Origin of the sequence: Paenibacillus pabuli NBRC 13638, assembly GCF_001514495.1 — a bacterium.
Classification (GTDB): Bacteria; Bacillota; Bacilli; order Paenibacillales; family Paenibacillaceae; genus Paenibacillus; species Paenibacillus pabuli.
Window position 1 is genome coordinate 1 of the sequence record NZ_BCNM01000020.1, and the last position, 21550, is coordinate 21550.

Here is a 21550-nt window from a genome sequence, read left to right on the forward strand (position 1 = left end):
AATGTTCTCTTCGGCAACTTTTATATCTTATCACATCCGAACCAACTTAGCAAGCATTTTTTGAGTTTCTTTCGAAGCTTATTCATTCGCTTGCCGCACCGTATTTCTCATGTTTTCTTGGCCGGAATTAGAATATACCATACAGAAAAATAAACTACAACCCTTAATTTATATTAATATATTCCCGTCGTATTATAATCAATCAATGCGGATATGTTTACTTCATATCCATACAATGACTGTCTCGTAAATCAGATCAGATTGAATCTGCTGCATTCAATAGATATGACTAATGTTAAGCATCAGTAACTTTAAGAGATTGGTAGGTAGTACTGTTTATAGTAGACTTTATAGTAAACTGAGTGGCTATTCTTTTTAAACTATCTAGCAGCTCAAGGGATAATCACTTTTGTTTTACACTTATCAGTAGCCTCTATAGCCTAATATGAAATCAGATTTTAAAAAATCTATATCTACTAGGTAATAAATCTCTATATAAATGATGAGTAGTTACTAGTATCTGTTCTTTCATATAATAGTATAGTTATAGAAACAATAAGATGCTGCAAATATGGCTAGAAACAGAAACAGCCCCGCATACCCTTTCTTCCCCTCAGCCCCTGAACCTTCCCATCAGCCCCTGAACCTTCCCATCACAACAGTATCGTAATACTGGCCGTTCGCGTGCCGCCGATCCCGTTTTAGCATCCCTTCGATCTCGAAGCCCATCCTTTTGTAAAGTTCCATCGCTTTCTCATTCGTTCCCAACACGTTCAAAGTCATCTTCTTAATTCCATTTGTATCTGCCCAATTCATTGAGGTCTCCAGCAGCTTCTTACCCATGCCATAACCCCAGAACTCTCTTGCTATACAGACGCCAAATTCCACCTTATGAGAAAATCGTTTTAAATCTACTCCTTCACATCTGGAAAACCCGACGATTTGTTCCTTAACGATGGCAACGAGAAATAGGTTTCTCTGCTTCTCCGTGTCCAACCGAATGATCTCTTCAAATCCTGCCGAATCGATAAACCCTTCACCTTGTTCGCGATCCATATTCTCGGTTTCTCCATCCATCTGCACACGAAGTGAGGATATTTCCCCGGCATCCTTTTCATCCGCAGACCTAATCGAAAAGGTCAATCCGTTTACGTTAAATTCCTGTTGATCAATAATCATAATTTGTAATCCGTCCAATCACTTTATTTTTAAACCAACCTATTTATTGCTCTATCCTACTTCAGAAGGACTCTTGCCTGTATGCATCTTGAACACCTGACTGAAATAAGTCGCGTTACGGAACCCGGTCATCTCACTAACCTCGTAGACCATGTAATGTCCTGACTGTAACAGTTCCATCGCCCGTTGAATTCGATACCCATTCACATAACTCACAAAATTCTCTCCGGTTACTCTCTTGAACAGCTGACTCAAATATTTGGGATGTACAAATAGCCCCTTCGCGATCGATTCAAAACTGATCTCTTCAGCATAATGCATTTCAACGTACTGTTTTACCTGCTCCACCAGTTTATTGCTTTTCTTCTCGCCCATTTCTTTACGTGTCTGATCCATCCAGTTTCGAATAATACTGTCCATCCAGCATACCAGATCCTGCAACGCATATTTCGATTGAATCTCCCGCAAAAAGGTACTCATCGCGAGCGGCGGTGCCAGCATGGGATAATGCCGGTTCCAGCTGTGAATCATCGTGTCGAACAGGCTCACGGCCACAACTTGTACATCCTGAATACTAACAGCACTCCCTTCGTCCAACAGATTGAGCAGATGTACCCATATTTCCTCAGCCAGATCAGTCCTCATCTCTGCCCATGACTCATTCCATTGTCGCAGCAATAGCGAATAATCGGTCACACTCGTCGTTGACGCATCTGATGCATCATACCGATATACGCGGCTTCCGCCCTGGAATTCCGCTTTTTCCAGCGCCTCCCTGCTCTCCAGGTAGGAGTCCATTACCTCACACAAGTGACCTTTGGACGTTCCGATGCCTGCATTCATTTCGATCTTGAGATACGTAAAAATCTGATCCATCATCCGGTCAAGTAGGGACTCCATCTGTTCTAGGCGGTCCACGTCCAATAGAAGCAGCACAAATACCTGATCCGAATAATCTACAATCTCCACCTGACCCTTGAACATTTGTACAGCTTGCTGTTCCTTGACAGTCTCCTGGATAATATCCGCTGCGCCATATCTTAACAGCTGCCAGTCCCGCTCCCTCATTCGTGTCAGAAAGCCGGGGCGATTAAGCTGCAAACTGATAGCGCGTACCTGAGCAGGGATGCGAATCCCCACATATTCCATACGTTGTGCAGGTAATTCCTCTGCCTGATAGCGCGTAGTCAACAGCTCATGGAGAAACAGTTTGCGCAGATAGGGAACCACCCGTCCAATTTCTTGTTTGTACGTCTGCTCCAGCCGCTCATGCCGCTCTCGCACATCCTGTTCCAGTAATACTTCACGCAGAACAGACTCAATCTCCTCCACCTCTGCAGGCTTCAGCAAAAAATGATTCACGCCCCAGCGCATGGCCGCCCTGGCATTCTCGAATTCGTCATATCCGCTAAGAATGATAATCGGCAGATGGGGATGATCCCGCCGCAGCGTCTGCGTGAGCTCAAGTCCTGTCATTCCCGGCAAATAGACGTCCGTCATGACAAGATCCGGACGCAGCCGATGAAATAGCTCCAATGCATCCGCGCCATTGGCAGCCGTTCCTGCAATGTTGAGGCCAAGGGATGGCCAATCAATATGTTCGGTCAATGCTTTTACAATATGTGGATCATCGTCTACGAGCATAATGGTTTTCATTCATTTTCACCGCCCAGCCACAGAGTTAATTGATCTTCCGTCTCAATGCGCGGCAGCGTAATGGTCACTTCCACCCCGCCCAATTCGCCTGCGCATAGAACTACGCCATATCCAGTGCCACAATACAGCCGAATACGCTGATGTACATTCCGTATACCGATGCCCGACGTCTCCTCCAGCTTCCAGCCTCCAGGCAAGCCCTGTCCGTTGTCTCTAATACGAATAATGATTTTTGGTGCGTAAGCAGACTTTACGGATGGACGATAACCGATGGATTGGCTGCCTAATTCGGATGACACCATGGATGATTCGGTGAGAAGGAAAGTTGAAAAATCATTTACTCCTGACGTATGACTGCTCTCCGGCTCACCCATATCAACCTGTATGCACAGTTTCCCTGCCTTTGGGTACCCATGCATGACCGCATTCTCGATAAAAGGCTGCAAAATGATCTTGGGAATATAACAGCCGCGGACACGTGGATCAATCTTTTCCTGATAATCGATGGAAAAGGGCAACCGCTCGGATTGAATGTTGACGTAACAACGGGCATGCTCCAGTTCATCCCGCACTCGAATAAACTGCCTGCCGCCGCTCAATCCAATACGCAGCAGTTTGCTGAGCTGTACAATCATCCGGCTGATGTCCTTAGCTTCATAATCCAGGGCACGCCAGTGAATCATGTCGAGTGTATTGTACAAAAAATGCGGTTTGATTTGCGCCTCCAGCAAATCAGTCTGAGCTTCACGCTTCGCCCGGCTCTCTTCCTTGACCCGATTCATCAACTCTGTCAGCTGCGAAGCCATATGGTTGAACCCATAAGCCAAATGGGCATATTCCTCGGTGAATGATAACTGAACACGGGTGTCGAAATCCCCTTTCTCCAGCTGCCTCATTCGTTTGATGAGCTGACGCAAAGGGCGAACAATCCGTCGCACGAACAGATACGCGAGTACAACCGAGCATAATAATCCCAGTACGGCTATCCCAAGGACCTGCCAGCCCGCCTGCCTCACTGGAGATAATAATGTATGCACAGGGATGGTCTGCACCAGACGCCACTGAAGCATGGCTGGCCTTGAATACAGAACAAGCTGCGCTCCTCGGGCTTTGCCGGATACTACTTCAAATCCGTCCTGCCCGTGCTCGGCGTGCTCCTGAATCCATGCGCTATCTACAACAGGTTCACTTTCCCTGGTTTCGAGAGCATTAGCAGAGACATTAATAGTAGAAAAAAATTTAGAGGTCCCCTTGGTTGAGATCAACTCCTTACCCGACGTTCCCTCTAAATTGTCCTCACCCATCTGCATGACGACGTTGCCTGCGGTATCCACCAACAGCACCTGTCCATCCAGAACCATGGGCATATCCGCAAATCTTCGTACAATGTCCGCGCGACTCAGCCTTATGAGCACGTACGCTACCGTGCCACCCCGGCTGTCAAAGATTCGCTGCGCGTATCCGATCAGTGATTGACCCGACTCATTTTCCCGTAGCGGCACCCAGGCCGCATCCGCCTGCTCCAGTGCAGCAAACCATGAATCACCGGCAATCGTATCCACTGGATAGATGCGATCAGCCATTGTAACGGTGACACCGTTGAAGGCATCCGTATACAGCTCTACCGAGGTAATACCTTCACTGACCACCAGCGTATGATCCAGTATTTTGGATAACTCCCTCCGTTGGTGGATCTGTGTCAGCCTACCCGTTCCCTTTGTCTCCAGCAGATTCGACAGCTCACGATTACTTGCCAGAGAGTAGGCCGTGCCTGTCACACCTGTAATAAAATCAAATCCGCGGCGTGTACTCTCATTCAGGAGAGCCAGCCGCGCATTGCTGATCTCGGTAAACGTAACAGCAGAGAACGACTGGTATGCCAGCCAGACAATAACCGAGACAAGTATCAGGTTAAATGCAATAAAGCAAGTCACCATCAGCGTGGAGAGCTTGCTTTGTTGCAGCTTTTGATTTAGTAATAATGACAATCTTCGTTTCCGCATGCGAAGTCAACTCGTTTCGTCTTGGAATTACCCTTTGAGCCCGGAGGTCGCGATTCCTTCCACGAAGTACTTTTGACACACGATAAACACGATAAAACAAGGTACCAGCGACAGCACTGACATTGCAAACATCGGACCCCAATCCGATTGAGAACTGGAATCGAGGAACAGGCGCAAGCCCAGCGGCACCGTGTATTTGCTGACATCACTTAGATAGATCAACTGGCTGAAGAAATCGTCCCATGTCCATAAAAAGGTGAATATCATTGTGGTCACCAGTGCAGGGAAGGCCAGCGGAATGATGATTTTGGTATAAATCCGTACAGGTCCGCATCCATCAATCGTAGCCGCTTCATCCAGCTCTTTGGGCAACCCCCGGAAGAACTGGACCATCAGGAAAATGAAGAAGGCATCCGTAGCCAGCCATTTCGGCACCACCAGCGGCAGATACGTATTTACCCATTCCAGATGGTTAAACAGAATATATTGAGGAATCAGCGTTACATGATGCGGTAACATGATCGTCATGAGCATGAGGCCAAAGCAAATCGCTTTGAAACGAAAATTCAATCGCGCAAAGGCATATGCCGCCATGGAGCAGGAAATGACATTGCCCAGCACAGCACCCAGCGACAAGACGACCGAGTTGGTCAGAAAACGGGAGAAGGGATTGCCCTGAATGCCCGTCCAGCCATTGATGAAATTTTGCCAATTCCATTCCTTCGGCCAGAACCAGGTCTCGGTGAAAATCATATGTCCCGGTTTGAATGAACTGCCCAGCATCCAGAGCACCGGATACAGCATGACAAAGGCAATGCCTGAGATCAGTACATGTTTGGCAATCACCCATGCAGCAGAGTTTCGTTGTCCAATCATGATTTTCCACCATCCTCATAGTGCACCCACAGCTTGCTGCTGCGGAATACCAGCAATGTAAAGACACCGATCAGAATGACCAACACCCAGGCCATCGCGGATGCATAACCCATCTGGAAGAACGAGAAGCCTTTTTTGTATAGGTACAGAGAGTACATTAATGTTGAATTGACTGGCCCCCCGCTACCGTTGCTGATAACGAAAGCCTGAGTAAATGACTGGAAGGAGGTAATCAACTGCATGACCAAATTGAAAAAAATAACGGGCGACAGAATTGGCAGCGTAATGTTGAAGAAACGTCGGAAGGGACCTGCACCATCTACCGCTGAGGCTTCGTCATATTCGGGTGGAATCTGTTTCAAGCCTGCCAGGAAAATAATCATCGACGACCCGAACTGCCATACGGACAGCAGCACGATTGAATACAGGGCATACTTCGGGTTGGCAACCCAGTCGGGTGCCTTAATGCCGATCATGGCGAGTACACCGTTGAGCAGGCCGTCACCGCCAAGCATTTTGCGCCACAGCATCGCAATGGCCACGCTTCCCCCAAGCAGGGTTGGAATATAATACACCGTACGGTAAATGCCAAGCCCGCGAATGCCCTTGTTCAACAGCATCGCCACCAGCAGGGCAAAGATCAGCTTGATCGGCACGGATACGGCGACATACGTAAATGTGACCTTTAGCGATTGGGTGAACAGTTTATCCGATGTAAACATCGTGGTGTAGTTATCCAGACCGACCCAGGAAGGGGCGGCCAGGATACTGTAGTCAGTGAACGAAATGTATAAGGAAACGAGCATCGGGCCAAGTGTCAGCAACAATAAACCAACCAACCATGGGGCCAGAAACAGAAGTGCGGCTCCATTATGGGCATATCTCCGTTTCACCCGCCGGGCTATTACATGCTCGGTTCGGGCTTGACTGACCTGTGTTGTACTCATCTTCGCAACCTCCCCGCGGAATTAGAAATGGAACCAGCCAGCCAAATGTTATTGACTTGATGCAAGTGTCGCCTTGGCCCCTTCAATAAATTGGGCAATCACATCCGGTGTGCTGGCTTGACCAAAAGCAATCTGCTCGCTTGCACTTTTGAAGCTGGTATCCACTTCGGAAAATCCTTGCGGGTATGGCGGATCAATTTCACTGGAGTTTTTCGATACTACATCGATAAATTGGAAGATGGCCTGTTCCGCTTCCGGCAGCGTAGGCTGCATCTTCTCACGAATGCTGGCATTAACGGGTACTCCGCGCTCCGAACCGAGAATGGCAGTCGCTTCCGGATCATTCACCATGAAGTCGATAAACATCGCCACTTCCTTCGGATGTTTTGTTTTGGCATAACCGGACAGGAACTGGCCTGCTTTCAGATATTCTCCGATTTGCTTTTCACCCACACCGTGCGGAAGTACTTGTATCCCAAGCTTGTGATCCTGGTTTTTGTTCACCTGCTGGAACGTCAGCAATTGGTTAGACCAGGCAAAATCCATAGCAGCTGTACCCAGCGAAATTGGGCGTGTTTCCAGTGCATTTGTAGTGGATGCTGTCACTTCTGCAGAGGTAGCACCCCCGTTCTCACGCAGCGCACCCCACATGTCAAACCATTGCTGGAGCTCCTCGCTGGTTGCAGTCATCGTGCCGCCATCAAATAAGCCCTTGCCTGTTTGCCGAATAAACACCTCAAACATGTTGGTGGTTCCCGAAACATCCGCCGAACCGTAGAATCCCTCACCCTTTTCAGCTGCTATCTTGGCAGCGATACGGCTGAAATCTTCCCAAGTCCAGCTTTCCTTTGGCTCCTCAATGCCAAGCTCCTTGAATACGGTCGCGTCATAAATGACCCCGGGTGCATTTACGCCCAATGTAATGGCATATAATTTATCGTCAATCGATCCGGCCTTGAGCATACTCTTGTCATGATCGTCTGTACGCAGCTCTTTGCTTTCAGCATATGGGGTCAGGCCAAGAAGCGCACCACGACGGGCAAAATCGGTTAGAAAAGCATAATCCATCTGTATGATATCCGGCGCGTTAGAACCAGCTACCTGTGTAGTCAGTTTGTCAAAGTAGCCATCCCAACCGGAATATTCCGGTTTGATGGTAATACCGGGATATTTCTCTTCAAATAGCTTGATCACTTTGGTCGTAAGATCATGGCGCGTCTGTGATCCCCACCAGGTCATGCGAAGTTCAATATTGCCGGAAGAGTCGCTTTTGGCTCCCTCATTAGATGAAGCTGAAGGTTCTGAAGTTCCTCCGGAACAGGCTGTAGCGAACATGAATAGGGACAGGCATAACAGGGTTACCCACTTTTTGGTATTCAACATGAATGAATTTCCTCCCCTTTTGCTTATATGGAATCGCTTACAAAACTATTGTAACGGCCCATGGCTGCTCATGACATAAACAAAAGTAAGCTTTCCTGTCAAAAAAGTAAGGGGTTGGGACAGTTCTCCATTTAATTGAGCATTTTGCATAAATCCAAAGAACGTCCTTCAATCAGCATATTGATTACATTATTCATAGTGATTAAATAACCACCAGGAATGATGCTCCCGGTGGTTATGCATGTATTCATCAATCCTTATTCAACGAGACGTGCTTCGCTCGCAGTAAACCTCTAGATTAGGCGCACGAACAGAGATCAGTTACTGAAATTTCAGGATTGCGTCACAGCAGCTGATGAACCCTTATGCTGAGCCAGATGTTTCTTCATCTTCGCTACTTCGGTTCCTGCCAGCATCATAATGCCAATACCATGATTGTCATTCGTCACGGTAAGCAGGTCCTTGTTGTAATATTCAGCTGTAAATGCATATCTCGACCCGCTGCAGACCCCGTGTACATTCCCCTGACGGTCAATGGCTTTACAGGTTAATCCGTTCCATGCCTTCTCTGCCGCTTCCATGTAAATTTCCGGTTGATTCAACCAGCCAAAACGAACTCCCCGTGCAAAACCATAGGCAAACATCGCTGTACAGGAGGCCTCCTGATATGTTTTCGAATCATTTAATACCTGATGCCACAATCCACCCTCCCCTTGCAGAGCTTCATATCCTTCACATAATTCATTAAAGAAGGAAATTAATGCCGGGCGCTCCGGGTGCTCTGCTGGCAAAGCTTCCAATACCTCAGACAACGAAAAGAGCGTCCATCCGTTACCCCGTCCCCACGGAATCTGTGTCGCCTGTCCATATTTGAAATCGTATACGTGGGACATGATCTTGAATTCAGGCATGAACAGATATTTCCTGTACAATAAAAATTGTCTGGCGGCTTCATCCAGTGCTGATACATTCCCTGTCAAACGGGCATAACGCACGAGAAACGGTGTGCTCATATAGAGATCGTCTGCCCACATCGTATTCTCGGCAAAATCACCAATACACTCGCGGTAAAACGCACCGTCTTCCTGTCGTTCCAAGCGAGAGAGCATAAAATCTGCAATCCGGTCTGCGATTGGCAAGAACGTTGACTCCTGGCACTCGGAGTAGGCTTCCAGCATCGCGGAACCAAAAGAACCACAATTGTCCAACATTTTAAGCATAACCAGCTGCTGGTTAACCGCCGGGAAACCATACTGCTCCCGATCCCATAACGAGTATTCATACATACGGGTACACGCCTGCACATGTTCTGCTGCATAGCGGGTTATGTCCGGTCTCTGCAAATAACGTCCGGTCTGTAACAGACCATACACGGTGACACCCAATGGATAGTCCCAGCGACCATAATTGGTCACACTGCCTACTGTCCATTTGTTACTAAGCATTGCATTTTCATAATAGGGGCGTATCCACGCATTTGGTCTGTCCAGTCGCCAATACATGCGTCCGTTCTGAGTCTGGTGGATCCCCATTTCATCGGAGTGATCCTGCGTTAAACTGCCTTTATACACCCGATCTGTACGAATCAGATCCTGCAAATCAGGTTCGATATCCTCAGATGCAAAAGGTCCGAGATATAACCACGACTCCCCAGAAGCTCCGTGCACACGTCGGGGAAGCTCCAGCTTCAGTTGTTTTTCATTCACCGATGCATTTAAAACAAACGCCCATGTCCCCGCCGTATCTCCACATTCACTGCGTACCAAAAGGTCGCTCCGTCCAAAAGCTGCCGGTATATCCGCCTCAAATGGACCCGCTTTCTTCAACTGTACCGCCAGTTCGCCGTTCAGCCATATATCCAGTGGCCCGGAGGATTGACCAGACAAACGGATGTGGGAGTCGCTTGAATCACTATTGTTCAATCGTGTCCATGCGTAGGCTCGCTGCCCAGGAAGATGTCCGTATATTCTCTCCAGTGTTGGTTGCTTCTGCTCTTCCTCTGACCATTGGGGATCAGGCAGCCACTCCAGTCTGTGATTCTCTTCTTTGCCAAGCAGGTTCCATTCGGCGTGACTGTTCTCCAGTCTGCCGGATAGATTGTTTGCGCTAGAAGTGAGCAATTCTTCCGAACTTAACGGCTTGGAATACACCCATCCTGCCTGTCCTTGTCTCTCCTCGAAAGGGGCGAGCACATTCAGAATGCGCACTTTCCCTTCATCCGAGCCAAACTGGCATCCAAAGCCCGCAGGTGTGTATTTCATCTCCAACAACAACGTATTCCAGCCCGGTTTAATATCAATTCCCAGCTTCACGGTCGCGTTCGGGTTGATCTCATCCATGACTGTAGAGCGGTATACCAATTGCTCATTAAAATAGAAACGAACAGGTCCATAACAGTGGACCAACACATCCAGATTCCGATCTTCATCCCCCCAGACCAGTGCTGCGGCGTATGAAACTTGGCCTTTACGAGCATCAGGAAAGCGTTCACTTAAATTCAGATCATACAGACCTTTTTCATTCTGCAGAATGCCCGACTTCTGAAAGACCCGATATACAAAATCAGCCTGCGCATTGGCCCCAATATATCTCTCAGCCAGTACCTTCAATACCTGATCCTGGTCTTCTCCGAATCGATAATACATGCTCTGCGGTTCACTGAAATATGTTGTCATTGAATGCCCACATTCCTCTCCCGGTGGAATTAATAGGTATAGCGCTTAACCTGAGTGAGAAAATCCCTTTTTGGTTGAACGTTTATGATTCTTGGTTCATCTATGGAACAGCTAAATAATAAACCAAGTATAACTGAACTGCCTCGTGGTGGCTACAGATTTTTGATTACGCTTACAAAAATACAAGAATAGACACCTTCGCTTTCTTTCTCGAGCTTGGTATCGCCTCTGACTCAGAGATTAGCCCCCCGTTTTAACGGGATAAGGATACCGGAATATTTAATAATAGGCTGAAATCCAAAAAACCTCCGACTACACTTTCCTTATAAGGTAGTGAGCGGAGGCTTTCGTTCAATTTAAATAAAAAATGGTGTACAAGAGTATCCCGGTGTTAAATTTCCACAGCTACGCCGTAGTGGTCAGAGACCACAGGGCCATTCTTTCCGTTGAGAACAACCATCGAGGACTTTGCCTGCACCGGGCGATTCGAGAAAATATAATCAATACGCAAATCGCGTTTGTTATCTGCCCAACCAGCAATGGCTTTGACCACGGTTGCACCTTCATCCTTTTGCAGAGCCGTTGTGTAGAGATCATTCCAGCCCTTGCCCATCATATAATCATAGCCTTCCCCACGTATTTCTGCGACATTATTGAAATCCCCCATAATATACAGCGGTTGTTCCATATATGGAGCAAGCTTGCTCTCGGTCAGTTCCCATTGACCTTTGAAAGGCTCCTGTTCATCGTCCCACCAGTTATAGTGTCCATTCACAAACCAGGTTGCTTCACCTTGGACGGCGGTCTGTATACCTACAATTTTGCGGGTTCGATAGTTGTCGTAATCACGCATGTGGGATACATATTCCCCAAAAGCTTGTGTGATCGGCGTCCGGCTCAGGATCGCCAGCCCTTCATCGTATTTGCCGAAACCAATATGAGTCGGAACCCATGTCCAGTAATACGTGTCGATTAGTTGCTTGAGCAGAACGTAGGCGTAGTTGTCTTTTTTGATCACAGCATCCGATTCGGTAGCAACGTAATATTCCAGTTCCTCCGCTGACAGCGCTGTTTCTTGCATGGATTGGTTGACCTCCTGCATGGAGATCACATCAAATTGATGTGTATTGATAAAATCAGCCAGCTGGCTGATCTTGTTCAGTTGGTCTTCTTCTGCCCAGGCGTGGGTATTTAACGTAAGTATTTTCATATGCTCTCTCCTGTTGTTTGAAATTAAGCCGAAGCCCGGCCTGCATCGTTCCTGTAAGGAATACATACGCTAAGCATACACAAGACGAGCCTATTATGCATGTTTTATGGCAAAAAAACGGGGATTACTACTCTTCGATTTCACCTCTAAAAAGTCTCCTCCAAGTTCTCAGAACCGATGCACGAAGCACACGATAACTGATATGATGGATATATAAAATGTACACCATTACGTCAAGACGTGGTGATTACTGAACCTATGATTTCCCCAGGAGATGGAATGATGAACATACCTAATGACATGAACATGGATGATGCACAGTGGCAGCAGCTGATCAGGCAGGTCGCAGAACATTTCAACAACCTGACGATCATGCGCGGATTCCAATATTATAAACAGAAACGCGTTGGACCATTAACCTACACTGCACAAAACGGAATTTTGGCTAAAGTACAAGGTTCAGATGAGTATGAGGTAACCTTGAACTTGCAGTCGTTAACTACCAGTCACTGCACCTGTCCGGTAGGTTCTCATTGCAAACATATGATAGCCGTTCTAATGGGTTATGCCGAGCAACTGGGGCGACCCGTACACGGCATCGTTAATGCTCACTCCAGTACGGCACTGAAACAGGCTCCAAAACCCGCTGCTATAGCAACTTCAGGACGTTCGGATTATGCAGCACACGAAGAGGATCTTACCCTCCCTGATAACCAGTATAGCCAGATCAAGGAACGGGCAACGGAAATTGCCGAACTTGAGATCATGGAATGGCATGAGCTGTTTCGGGCATGCCTGAAACGACTGGGTACAGGCACGCCAAGTACATCGTATGTGCAGGCCGCAGCGGACGAGCTCTATTCCATTAAACCTAAGCTGTCAACTGGCATGGATCAGTTATTTGAGCTGCATGTTCAGTTGTACCTGCTTCGCTTCTGTGTACCTGGCCGCAATTCAATCACACATACCCCTGTGTATCTGAGCTATCCTGCCCAACTTGCCGTGGATGCGCTCCAGAAAGGGTTGGAACAAGTCCTTAGCCATTCATTGGATCTCTCCGGTCTGAAGGGCACAAAGCTTGAACAGCATTGGAAGCGGCTTGAGGAAACCTCCGCTTACCTGCGTACGCAGATGATATCCGAGACATCCAGCATGATGTTCTTCACTCCGATTTATCGACAGCTTTGGTTAAACTGGATCATGCCTCATCTTCAGGATAACCGGAAAATGCTGGAATCAGAGCTGGAGCATCTGCAGGAAATGGAGACTGGCCCGACCGCTGCTTCCAAACCCGCCAAACCGGGTGAAAGCGTGTTGAGCGTAGCGAATCTGACCGATAAGGGGATCGTCGGTTCACCAACGAAATCCGCCACAATTCCCTTGCCCTTGGTATTGGCACAGAGCTGGATATATTTCCATTTGAGACAAGATGAGCAGGCCTGGCACCGATTAGTCAGCGGAAGCTCGGCATATGGCATCCCGCCGGAGCATCTGCTGCATTTTCTTCACGTACTTGCTGATTCTTCGGACTGGAAACGGCTGGGGGAATGGTTAGTGCAGCTCGGACCTCTGCTTGCGAACCGACGGAACTCCCCTCTAAATGATTACATGCAGTTGTGGGACACAGCCATTCATCATCTGCCTGATGTAGAGCATCGCATGTGGGACACCCTGGTCAGCATGCTGCCCCATTCCCGTCCGGCTTATGAAGAAGCGATGCATGCCCGGGGACAATGGCGGCGATGGATTGATTTTCAATTGAGCACGGAGACAGAGCCGCTTGAATTCCGTGTAGCTGTGCTGCAGCCGATTGAAAAGGATGCACCTGAATTGCTGCTGCCTTTTTACCATCAAGCAGTCGATCGTTATATCGGACACAAAAACAGAGATGGATACAAAGCTGCCGTAAAACTGCTGAAGCGACTGTCTAAAATTTATAAAAAATTGAAGCAAGAAGAGCATTGGGAGCAGTTTATCACCACATTGGCCGTTCGTAACAGCCGACTGCGCGCCCTGCAGGAAGAGCTTCGGAAAGGTAAGTTGATCTCATGAGCCTAATGCACCCTTACACCGAAACGATTGAGGTCCATGTTGCCTTGACGGGATACGGCGATGCCTTGTTCTATGGAGCGCTGAACACCCATCACTTTGTATCGGGACAATCGCTTAAGCAGCGATTATTTGCTTGGCATGCCCCCTCTTTCTATGGTACAGAACTGGAAACGAGACAGATTGAAGAGATTGAACTGGTTGTTCTGCCTGCGGAAGAAGTAATTCCATTTTTCTCCGAAATGAACACCCTTCTGCACATCGAATGGAAGTGGGACGAGCAGGCAGAGTATTTAATCCGACTGGCCCCGGTACTTGCAGCATCGATTGAAAATCGTAAATATATACCCAGCTTTACCGCATTTCGTACCGGACAACTGCAATGGATCTGGGACCCGGACAGCTTGAAAAAGCAGGATCGAACCGCTCTTGGCAAAGCCCTGGAACAAACGGATGAGAGCTACGCCGAAGGGCTGAGTGCTGCCTATTCGGCTTCCGTGTTCCAGCGATGGTACAGCACGGAGGAAGCGGCCACCGATCTGCGGCGCGAGTTCCCGCAGTTGTTTCCACAAAGCGGAACAGCTCCGCAAACGGCCGGCATGGATGCCCAATCCTGGCTCGTGTCCATCGGCTGGAAAGCAGACGCAGCACCATTCCGTCCCCTCCTGCAATTGCTGGAACCGGAAGATGATGAACCCGCTTGGCGGCTGCGGCTGGTATTACAGAACAAACTGGATGCAGCCGTACTCGTTCCCGTGCGGCTGGATTCACGCGGAAGGCTGGAAGGTGAATGGCCGGACGTATGGACGCCGTTCATCCTTGATCGTTCAGCTGGCTGGCTGGAGCAATTGCGAGCGCATCTGCCCCGAATTCGCCGTGCCATTAGCGGCAGTCGGGATGTGCTGAGTGATCCATTGGAAGATCAGGATGCTTGGCTGTTCCTGACACAAGACAGCGGACGACTGCTCGAAGCTGGCTGGCAAGTGCTGCTTCCCGGTTGGTGGGAAGCTGCGCGAAAGAAGAAACCCAAGCTGCGCGCCAAAGTAAAACCGGAGGAAGGCAGTGAACGTGGACAATCGTTCTTCGGATTGGACTCGATCATTCATTTTGACTGGCGTATTGCAATCGGTGATACGGATCTCAGCGAGGAAGAATTCGCTGATCTCGTCGCACGTAATGAACGGCTGGTCCGCTTCCGCGGGGAATGGGTTCCCCTCGACCCGGCCTTGCTTGAGCAGATTCGCCGAGCCATGGGCGGTGTGGATCAGGAACAAGGGTTATCGTTTCAGGATATTTTGCACCTGCATCTGCTGCATAATGAGCAGCGTGAATATCGGAACCAGAAACGCAAGGAAGGACAGGCAGAGGAAGAAGAACAGCCACAATCTAACGAGAATATTCGACTTGAGGTGGAGCTGAACGAACACCTGAACCGGGTGATCGCGCAGCTTGGTGGCGGGCAAGGCGGCGCTCCTTCGCTGCCCGTTCCGGCAGGACTGCATGCCGAGCTTCGTTCCTATCAAAAGGAAGGTTTCGCTTGGCTGGGATTCCTGCGAAGATTCGGCCTCGGGGCTTGTCTTGCGGATGACATGGGTCTCGGAAAAACGATACAGTTCATTACGTATTTACTGCATCTCAAAGAGCATGAGCAGCGATTGCCTGGGCAGGCTCCTGCCCTTCTCGTCTGCCCCACTTCCGTATTGGGGAACTGGCAAAAGGAAATCAGCCGATTCGCGCCTTCAATTAACGTCAGTTTGCATTACGGAGCACGAAGACTTAGCGGAGAAGAGTTCCGGGAACAGACGGAACAGGTGGATATCATCATTACCTCGTATGCGACAGCCACTCTGGATCAAGAGATGCTGCAGTCCTATACGTGGGCATCGATCTGTCTGGATGAAGCGCAGAATATTAAAAATGCTCAGACGAAGCAATCTATGGCGGTACGCAGCTTCCCTGCAAAACACCGGATTGCACTGACGGGTACGCCGATTGAAAATCGGCTGTCCGAGCTGTGGTCCATATATGATTTTATTAATCCAGGTTATCTGGGCAGCGCACGGGCATTCCAGACTCGCTTTATCAGCGCGATCGAGAAGGATAAGGACGAGCAGCGCATGCAGGATTTGCAGCAGTTAGTGAAGCCCTTCATGCTGCGCCGCAAGAAAAAAGACCCGAATATTCAACTCGATCTGCCGGACAAAAACGAGATGAAAACGTATATTCACCTTACGGGTGAACAAAGTGCCCTGTATGACCAGTCTGTTCAGGAACTGATGGACAAAATGAAAGAGCTGGAAGGCATCAAGCGAAAGGGTGCGATTCTCTCTGCCTTAACCCAGCTCAAGCAGTTGTGTGATCATCCCCTGCTGCTGACCAAAGAAGCCTTGCCGGAAACGATCTCCCCGGAAGGCTCAGCCACAGCGTATGACATGTACAGTCCTCAGGACATGGCCATGTTGATCAGCCGATCCGCGAAGCTGGAACGATTGATGGAACTGGTCCGCGAACTGCGAGACGAGGGCGAACGATGCCTGATTTTCACCCAATACATCGGCATGGGACAGATGCTGCAGCAGGTATTGAGACAGGAGTTGCAGGAACCTGTACTGTATCTGCATGGGGGTACGTCCAAGACAGCCAGGGATCGCATGATTGAGGAGTTCCAGTCCCGGACGTTGCCTGCGGCAGAGCAGCCGTCGGTCTTTATTCTGTCCATCAAGGCAGGTGGCGTGGGCTTGAACCTGACCGCAGCGAATCATGTGTTCCACTTTGACCGCTGGTGGAACCCTGCCGTGGAAAATCAGGCTACAGACCGTGCCTATCGGATGGGACAGACGAAGGATGTTCAGGTACACAAGTTCATCTCGCTGGGCACACTCGAAGAACGCATTGACGAGATGCTGGAGAGCAAACAGCAGCTCAGCGACAATATTATCACCAGCTCTGAAAACTGGATTACCGAGCTATCGACGGATGAGCTGAAGGATCTGTTCACCCGGCGCCGCGATTGGTCGGGTTAACTCAGCATGATGATGCAATATACGCATCCTTGTAAATCGTAGAATACAAAAAGAGCGAAGTGTCGGAAATGATTCCGCCTTCGCTCTTTTTTACATTCCTAGCGCATGTTTCCGATGATGGACGATCTTGAATCCTGCATTTTCTTGATGAAGTTAGTCATTACATCAAATGCTTCATTACGTTTGTTGCTCATAGACTGCAAACGCAGCATATCCATTTGTTGTGAGTTGCTCAACGCATCGATTTGGCCTTTCAGTTTTTGAGCTTGGGTAGTATCCCCATTCTGAGTAGCTACCTGCAATTGTGCGTTCAGCTCTGCAATCGCTTGATTGCGATTTTGAACTTCTTGAATCTGTGCCTGCAGTTGACTATCCAGCAATTTCGTGCGTTCTTGCTGAACCATCATCAAAGCGGTTTCGATATCCATGCTGCTCAGATCAATAGCTGAGAGAGAAGACCCCACCGGAGTTACCGTAGATACACTTGCTGCAGAAGCAGAAGCAACAACGGACACAGCCGCGATGGCAGCAATCGCCGTAGAAGAAATCATTTTCCCTGTTCTTTTCATAACGCAGACCTCCTATAGTTGGTGATATATACCAGGTATTAACTGGCATCTTTCGACATCATATATCGAAGGTCCTAGATCCTACAACCCAAACTCATGAAGTTGAGACTAAATTGATACAGATGGATGATTCCATTGTGAAACAACTCCTCGCCTGTCTACCCCATCTGAAGGGTGCAATACGGTCTAATTCGTCCATGATAAAGAACTCTTTTTCTCTTCCCCCAAAAATAATTGTGACCATATGCGCTGGGTGAAAGTCTAATTCATGTAAAACCAAAGGGAACTGGTTTCCCGCTTACCTAAGAAAGGAGCTGGTATTCATGGAATGGACCGGTCTCGTAAACCAAGCCATTCAGGGAGATCGCGACGCCTTTATTAGGCTTATCCGGCAGCTTGAGAACTCTCTGTACAATACGGCAAAATCCATGCTTCGGAAAGAGGAAGACGTGGCTGATGCCATTCAGGAGACGATTTTGAAAGCCTATAAATCGCTGCATACGATTCGCGAACCCCAATATTTTAAAACGTGGATGTTCCGCATCCTGATTAATGAATGCAATACCCTATTGTCCCGCCGTTCCCTCTCTACGTCCTATGCGGAGGTTCCCGCAAAGCAGGAACCCTCCAGTCCCTTCGATGAGGTGGATATGAGAGAAGCGGTTGACCGGCTTGACGAACAAAAGCGAGTTGTCATCGTGCTGCATTATTTTGAGGATCTCTCCCTGCGGCAAGTCGCTGAGGCACTCGATATCTCCGAAAGCGCGGTGAAAATGAGATTAAGCCGGGCAAGACAGGAGCTGTATCACAAATTCAAAAACTTTCGGGAGGTAAAACTACATGTCAAACCCGTTTAATATCGATCAGGAGTTAAGAGCACAAGCGAAGGAGCGCCCCGTCATGTCAACAACTGTACGCAAACGAATCGATGCCACCCTAGAATCCCTACCAGAATCGTCCGGTAAAAGTTCGGAACCATTTTCACGTAATCCGCGTCTTCGCCAAGGTCTGCGTCGTACAGCTGCAGCGACCATCGCAGCCGGAGTGTTGGGTGTGACCCTATTTGCCTCTGGATTTGTGTCTCCCGTTATGGCTGACTCTTTGCGCAGCATCCCGCTGGTTGGCAGTCTCTTCAGCTCCATTGAAGCCGATATGGGATTACGTACGGCAGGAGACAAAGGTCTTACGAAGCTTGTAAACAGCAATGTGTCCTTCAACGACGTGAAGCTGGAAGTGTCGGAAACCGTATACGACGGTACTCGTGCAGCCTTCGTGGTTCATGTGACCGCGCCCAACCTGAAAAATGGCGAGTATGACAACGGCAAAGACATCGTGAAACTCAGCAACGGAATTGAGAATGTCTTTTTCAATGTGAATGGTACAGTGCAGGATAGCGGTTTGTTCTACGGTCCAGCAGGGCAAACACAGCCGGATACGTTGCTGTTCGAGCAGGTCATTCCCCCAAACCAAGCCGCTGCCGGACTGCCGGATCAGTTTGACGCCGAAGTCACGTTCACTTTGCAGGGCATTGATCATGAATTTAAGCTGAACATTCCTTTTACGAAAACGACTGAAGATATTCAGCATATTAAACCCAACGCTATCGTCTCCAATGATCTGATAACCGCATCCGTTACGGAAGCCCAGGTTACTCCGATTACAACACGCGTGTCTACGTTGATCTCGCTTAATGGCCAACGTACGCTCACGGCCAAAGATCAAGATCAGTTACGGAATATAGGGTTTGCGATTTATGATGATCAGGGCAGACAATTGACTGCATTAAACGGTGAGGGCTTGTACGAGGGCAATCGATTAAAATCCGAACGAATCTACGCCACAACCCCAGGAGATACAAAATATTTGATCGTGAAGCCGTTTGAGATTGAAGATGATTTTACGGAAGAGATCACAGATCGGCAATTTATCAAGGGGATGGATATGAAAATCGAGCTTAATCAACCGTAAACCATACATTCATAAAGGAGTCTTACCCCATGTCCATTCAACTTACGGTTGCATCCATAACAGTACTGGGTCCACTATTTATTCTCTTCCTGATTGCCCTGGTGTTCTACACCAGGGTGAACCAAATCAGGTACACGATCAGGCAGTACACCTTAATCATTGCATTTGCTGTCTATATTTTGGCGGTCATGCATTTTGTCTTCTTTCCCATCGATGTCAATATAGGTATATATGCCAATCAAACGCCATGGTACAAAACGATTCAGTTCATTCCCATTCTCACATTGGATATCCCCAGTTTCGCATTGAATATCTTGCTGTTCCTGCCGCTTGGCTTCATGCTTCCTCTGGTCAAGCCTTCGGCAGACACTGTTGGGAAAGCTGTGCGAATCGGATTGAGCTTCAGCTTTTCCATAGAAATGCTGCAGCTCATCATCCGAGTTACTCTCGGTAATGGCCGTACTACCGATATAAACGATCTGATTGCCAATACAGCGGGCAGCATCATTGGATATTTCATTTTTCACAGACTTGCAAAAGTTACGATAGCCCAGCGCCTAATCCAGCCATTGACGCTTCCGGATCGTTCCCTTCGGAAACATTAAGGGACAGATCTCCCTCAAATCCAGCCACCTTCAGGCAGAATATGGTCAACTCCTTCAGATGAAAAAAGTGATGCGCTATGGTACAATAAAAGAATTGTGTATTCACTGACAGACATAGGGGTGAAGTTGTGAATCCATCCTGATTCATTCAACATTTATCCATGCCTACGCTGTTAATCTAGGGAGGTTTATGGAACAACCATGCTCATTATTGGTATCGCCGGAGGAACCGGCTCCGGTAAAACGACGGTAGCTCGCTCCGTCATCGACCGTCTTGGATCGGGCAAAGTGACTTTCATATCCCAGGACAACTATTACAAAGACCAGTCGCAGCTCACCCCTGAGCAACGCCGACTCACCAATTACGATCATCCGTTTGCATTCGATAATGATCTGTTAATTGAGCACCTTACCCTTTTAAAACAAGGCCACACGGCATATGCTCCCGTATATGACTTCACCATAGATAACCGTGCCGCCAATGAAACGGTTGAACTGGCACCGAACCATATCGTTATTGTAGAAGGACTGCATGTCCTGATCGATGAACATTTGCGTGCTCTTCTGGATATCAAGGTATTTGTCGATACCGATTCCGATGTGCGTATTCTGCGCAGAGTACTCCGGGATATGGAAGAACGTGGCCGTACGATTCAATCCGTGTACAAACAATATCTCGAAACCGTCAAACCGATGCATGATGCTTTTATTGAGCCTTCCAAAAAGTATGCAGACATCATCATTCCCGAAGGTGGACATAACGAAGTTGGTATTCAGATGTTATCCATTCTGACTGAGAAATACCTGACGGGCGAAAAATGGAGTGGCGCTTAATTTAACATGATGCTTGCGGCGTTAGGGGCTATGCCTTGCTCACATCCAAATAGAGAAAAAATGTGGGCAACGCTCATAAAGTAAGACGACTAAAATCCAGGTTGCGATTAGCGCAATCTGGATTTTTTCGGTATTTCTATTTTATAATGGACTCTATAGCTGAAAGGAGACATTACAACATGGCTACTTTTGAAGAGTTTATACAGCATGACATCCGCGTTGGTACAGTGGTGGAAGCCGAACCTTTTGCAAAGGCTCGCATCCCTGCCATCAAAATGACTATCGATTTCGGCCCACTCGGCCTTAAACGTTCCAGCGCCCAAATTACAAAACGGTATACTCCCGAGATGATGATCGGCAAGCAGGTTGTTGCTGTAGTCAATTTTCCGCCGCGCCGAATTGCCGGTTTTGTATCCGAAGTACTGGTGCTTGGCGGTGTACCTGAAGAAGGTGACGTTGTTCTGTTAACGCCAGAACAGACATTACCCAATGGAACGCCGATTGCCTAAATTTTTATCATGTTGATATCCCGGTCTTTTCACCTTAAAGCACAAGGCTATGAATCTTCGGATT

16 protein-coding genes are annotated in these 21550 nt (G+C 48.2%); 7 read left to right on the forward strand and 9 right to left on the reverse strand.

Annotated elements, in window-relative coordinates; translation table 11 throughout:
- Window positions 1–633 precede the first annotated feature (633 nt).
- The 8 genes from PPA03S_RS23840 to PPA03S_RS23875 form a co-directional block, all read right to left on the reverse strand.
- Window positions 634–1179, reverse strand: a complete 546-nt coding sequence (locus PPA03S_RS23840; protein WP_062326534.1) for a GNAT family N-acetyltransferase — start codon at window positions 1177–1179, stop codon at window positions 634–636.
- Window positions 1180–1230: 51 nt separating this feature from the next.
- The gene (locus PPA03S_RS23845; protein ID WP_062326536.1) at window positions 1231–2835 is read right to left on the reverse strand and encodes a response regulator; all 1605 of its coding nucleotides are present in this window, start codon (window positions 2833–2835) and stop codon (window positions 1231–1233) included.
- Window positions 2832–4838 (reverse strand): cache domain-containing sensor histidine kinase, encoded by a 2007-nt coding sequence (locus PPA03S_RS23850; RefSeq protein ID WP_062326538.1) that lies wholly within the window; start codon window positions 4836–4838, stop codon window positions 2832–2834. Before PPA03S_RS23850 ends, PPA03S_RS23845 begins: the two co-directional genes overlap by 4 nt.
- Before the next feature lie 27 nt (window positions 4839–4865).
- Window positions 4866–5714, reverse strand: a complete 849-nt coding sequence (locus PPA03S_RS23855) for a carbohydrate ABC transporter permease (protein ID WP_062326540.1) — start codon at window positions 5712–5714, stop codon at window positions 4866–4868.
- Window positions 5711–6661: a carbohydrate ABC transporter permease gene (locus PPA03S_RS23860; protein WP_082704294.1), complete on the reverse strand. Its 951-nt coding sequence runs from the start codon at window positions 6659–6661 to the stop codon at window positions 5711–5713. The genes PPA03S_RS23855 and PPA03S_RS23860 overlap by 4 nt, the downstream gene beginning before the upstream one ends.
- A gap of 48 nt (window positions 6662–6709) precedes the next feature.
- Window positions 6710–8044, reverse strand: coding sequence for an ABC transporter substrate-binding protein (locus PPA03S_RS23865; RefSeq protein ID WP_062326542.1), 1335 nt, complete (start codon window positions 8042–8044; stop codon window positions 6710–6712).
- Between the two features lie 332 nt (window positions 8045–8376).
- A complete protein-coding gene (locus tag PPA03S_RS23870) occupies window positions 8377–10719 on the reverse strand; it encodes a glycoside hydrolase family 88/105 protein (RefSeq protein ID WP_062326544.1) in 2343 nt (780 codons plus the stop codon).
- Between the two features lie 391 nt (window positions 10720–11110).
- Window positions 11111–11929, reverse strand: a complete 819-nt coding sequence (locus PPA03S_RS23875; RefSeq protein ID WP_062326546.1) for an endonuclease/exonuclease/phosphatase family protein — start codon at window positions 11927–11929, stop codon at window positions 11111–11113.
- A 279-nt stretch (window positions 11930–12208) separates the two neighbouring features.
- On the opposite strand from PPA03S_RS23875, the gene PPA03S_RS23880 reads away from it, so the two are divergent.
- Both PPA03S_RS23880 and PPA03S_RS23885 read left to right on the forward strand, forming a co-directional pair.
- A complete protein-coding gene (locus PPA03S_RS23880; protein WP_068964209.1) occupies window positions 12209–13981 on the forward strand; it encodes an SWIM zinc finger family protein in 1773 nt (590 codons plus the stop codon).
- Window positions 13982–13986: 5 nt separating this feature from the next.
- Window positions 13987–17001 carry a DEAD/DEAH box helicase gene (locus tag PPA03S_RS23885; RefSeq protein ID WP_062326550.1) on the forward strand — a complete coding sequence of 1005 codons (3015 nt, stop codon included), beginning with the start codon at window positions 13987–13989 and terminating at the stop codon, window positions 16999–17001.
- A 98-nt stretch (window positions 17002–17099) separates the two neighbouring features.
- On the opposite strand, the gene PPA03S_RS23890 is transcribed toward PPA03S_RS23885, so the two are convergent.
- Window positions 17100–17570: a hypothetical protein gene (locus PPA03S_RS23890; RefSeq protein ID WP_062326553.1), complete on the reverse strand. Its 471-nt coding sequence runs from the start codon at window positions 17568–17570 to the stop codon at window positions 17100–17102.
- 323 nt (window positions 17571–17893) lie between these two features.
- Between PPA03S_RS23890 and PPA03S_RS23895 the strand changes: the two genes are divergently transcribed.
- The 5 genes from PPA03S_RS23895 to csaA all read left to right on the forward strand — a co-directional run bounded on the left by PPA03S_RS23895 (window position 17894) and on the right by csaA (window position 21486).
- A complete protein-coding gene (locus tag PPA03S_RS23895; RefSeq protein ID WP_062326555.1) occupies window positions 17894–18427 on the forward strand; it encodes an RNA polymerase sigma factor in 534 nt (177 codons plus the stop codon).
- Window positions 18411–19538, forward strand: a complete 1128-nt coding sequence (locus PPA03S_RS23900; RefSeq protein WP_062326557.1) for a DUF4179 domain-containing protein — start codon at window positions 18411–18413, stop codon at window positions 19536–19538. The genes PPA03S_RS23895 and PPA03S_RS23900 overlap by 17 nt, the downstream gene beginning before the upstream one ends.
- A gap of 29 nt (window positions 19539–19567) precedes the next feature.
- Window positions 19568–20143: a VanZ family protein gene (locus PPA03S_RS23905; RefSeq protein WP_245683711.1), complete on the forward strand. Its 576-nt coding sequence runs from the start codon at window positions 19568–19570 to the stop codon at window positions 20141–20143.
- A gap of 201 nt (window positions 20144–20344) precedes the next feature.
- Entirely contained in the window at window positions 20345–20977 is a 633-nt protein-coding gene (gene udk, locus PPA03S_RS23910; RefSeq protein WP_062326561.1) for a uridine kinase, read from the forward strand.
- 179 nt (window positions 20978–21156) lie between these two features.
- Window positions 21157–21486, forward strand: coding sequence for a chaperone CsaA (gene csaA, locus PPA03S_RS23915; RefSeq protein ID WP_062326563.1), 330 nt, complete (start codon window positions 21157–21159; stop codon window positions 21484–21486).
- Window positions 21487–21550: the final 64 nt, after the last annotated feature.

Bases quoted from the DNA above. Each gene is read 5' to 3' on its own strand.
- udk (WP_062326561.1), top strand. From the start codon at position 20,345: ATGCTCATTATTGGTATCGCCGGAGGAACCGGCTCCGGTAAAACGACG.
- csaA (WP_062326563.1), top strand. From the start codon at position 21,157: ATGGCTACTTTTGAAGAGTTTATACAGCATGACATCCGCGTTGGTACA.
- PPA03S_RS23845 (WP_062326536.1), bottom strand. From the start codon at position 2,835: ATGAAAACCATTATGCTCGTAGACGATGATCCACATATTGTAAAAGCA.
- PPA03S_RS23895 (WP_062326555.1), top strand. From the start codon at position 17,894: ATGGAATGGACCGGTCTCGTAAACCAAGCCATTCAGGGAGATCGCGAC.
- PPA03S_RS23850 (WP_062326538.1), bottom strand. From the start codon at position 4,838: ATGCGGAAACGAAGATTGTCATTATTACTAAATCAAAAGCTGCAACAA.
- PPA03S_RS23865 (WP_062326542.1), bottom strand. From the start codon at position 8,044: ATGTTGAATACCAAAAAGTGGGTAACCCTGTTATGCCTGTCCCTATTC.
- PPA03S_RS23905 (WP_245683711.1), top strand. From the start codon at position 19,568: ATGTCCATTCAACTTACGGTTGCATCCATAACAGTACTGGGTCCACTA.
- PPA03S_RS23890 (WP_062326553.1), bottom strand. From the start codon at position 17,570: ATGAAAAGAACAGGGAAAATGATTTCTTCTACGGCGATTGCTGCCATC.
- PPA03S_RS23885 (WP_062326550.1), top strand. From the start codon at position 13,987: ATGCACCCTTACACCGAAACGATTGAGGTCCATGTTGCCTTGACGGGA.
- PPA03S_RS23875 (WP_062326546.1), bottom strand. From the start codon at position 11,929: ATGAAAATACTTACGTTAAATACCCACGCCTGGGCAGAAGAAGACCAA.
- PPA03S_RS23860 (WP_082704294.1), bottom strand. From the start codon at position 6,661: ATGAGTACAACACAGGTCAGTCAAGCCCGAACCGAGCATGTAATAGCC.
- PPA03S_RS23855 (WP_062326540.1), bottom strand. From the start codon at position 5,714: ATGATTGGACAACGAAACTCTGCTGCATGGGTGATTGCCAAACATGTA.
- PPA03S_RS23880 (WP_068964209.1), top strand. From the start codon at position 12,209: ATGATGAACATACCTAATGACATGAACATGGATGATGCACAGTGGCAG.
- PPA03S_RS23840 (WP_062326534.1), bottom strand. From the start codon at position 1,179: ATGATTATTGATCAACAGGAATTTAACGTAAACGGATTGACCTTTTCG.
- PPA03S_RS23900 (WP_062326557.1), top strand. From the start codon at position 18,411: ATGTCAAACCCGTTTAATATCGATCAGGAGTTAAGAGCACAAGCGAAG.
- PPA03S_RS23870 (WP_062326544.1), bottom strand. From the start codon at position 10,719: ATGACAACATATTTCAGTGAACCGCAGAGCATGTATTATCGATTCGGA.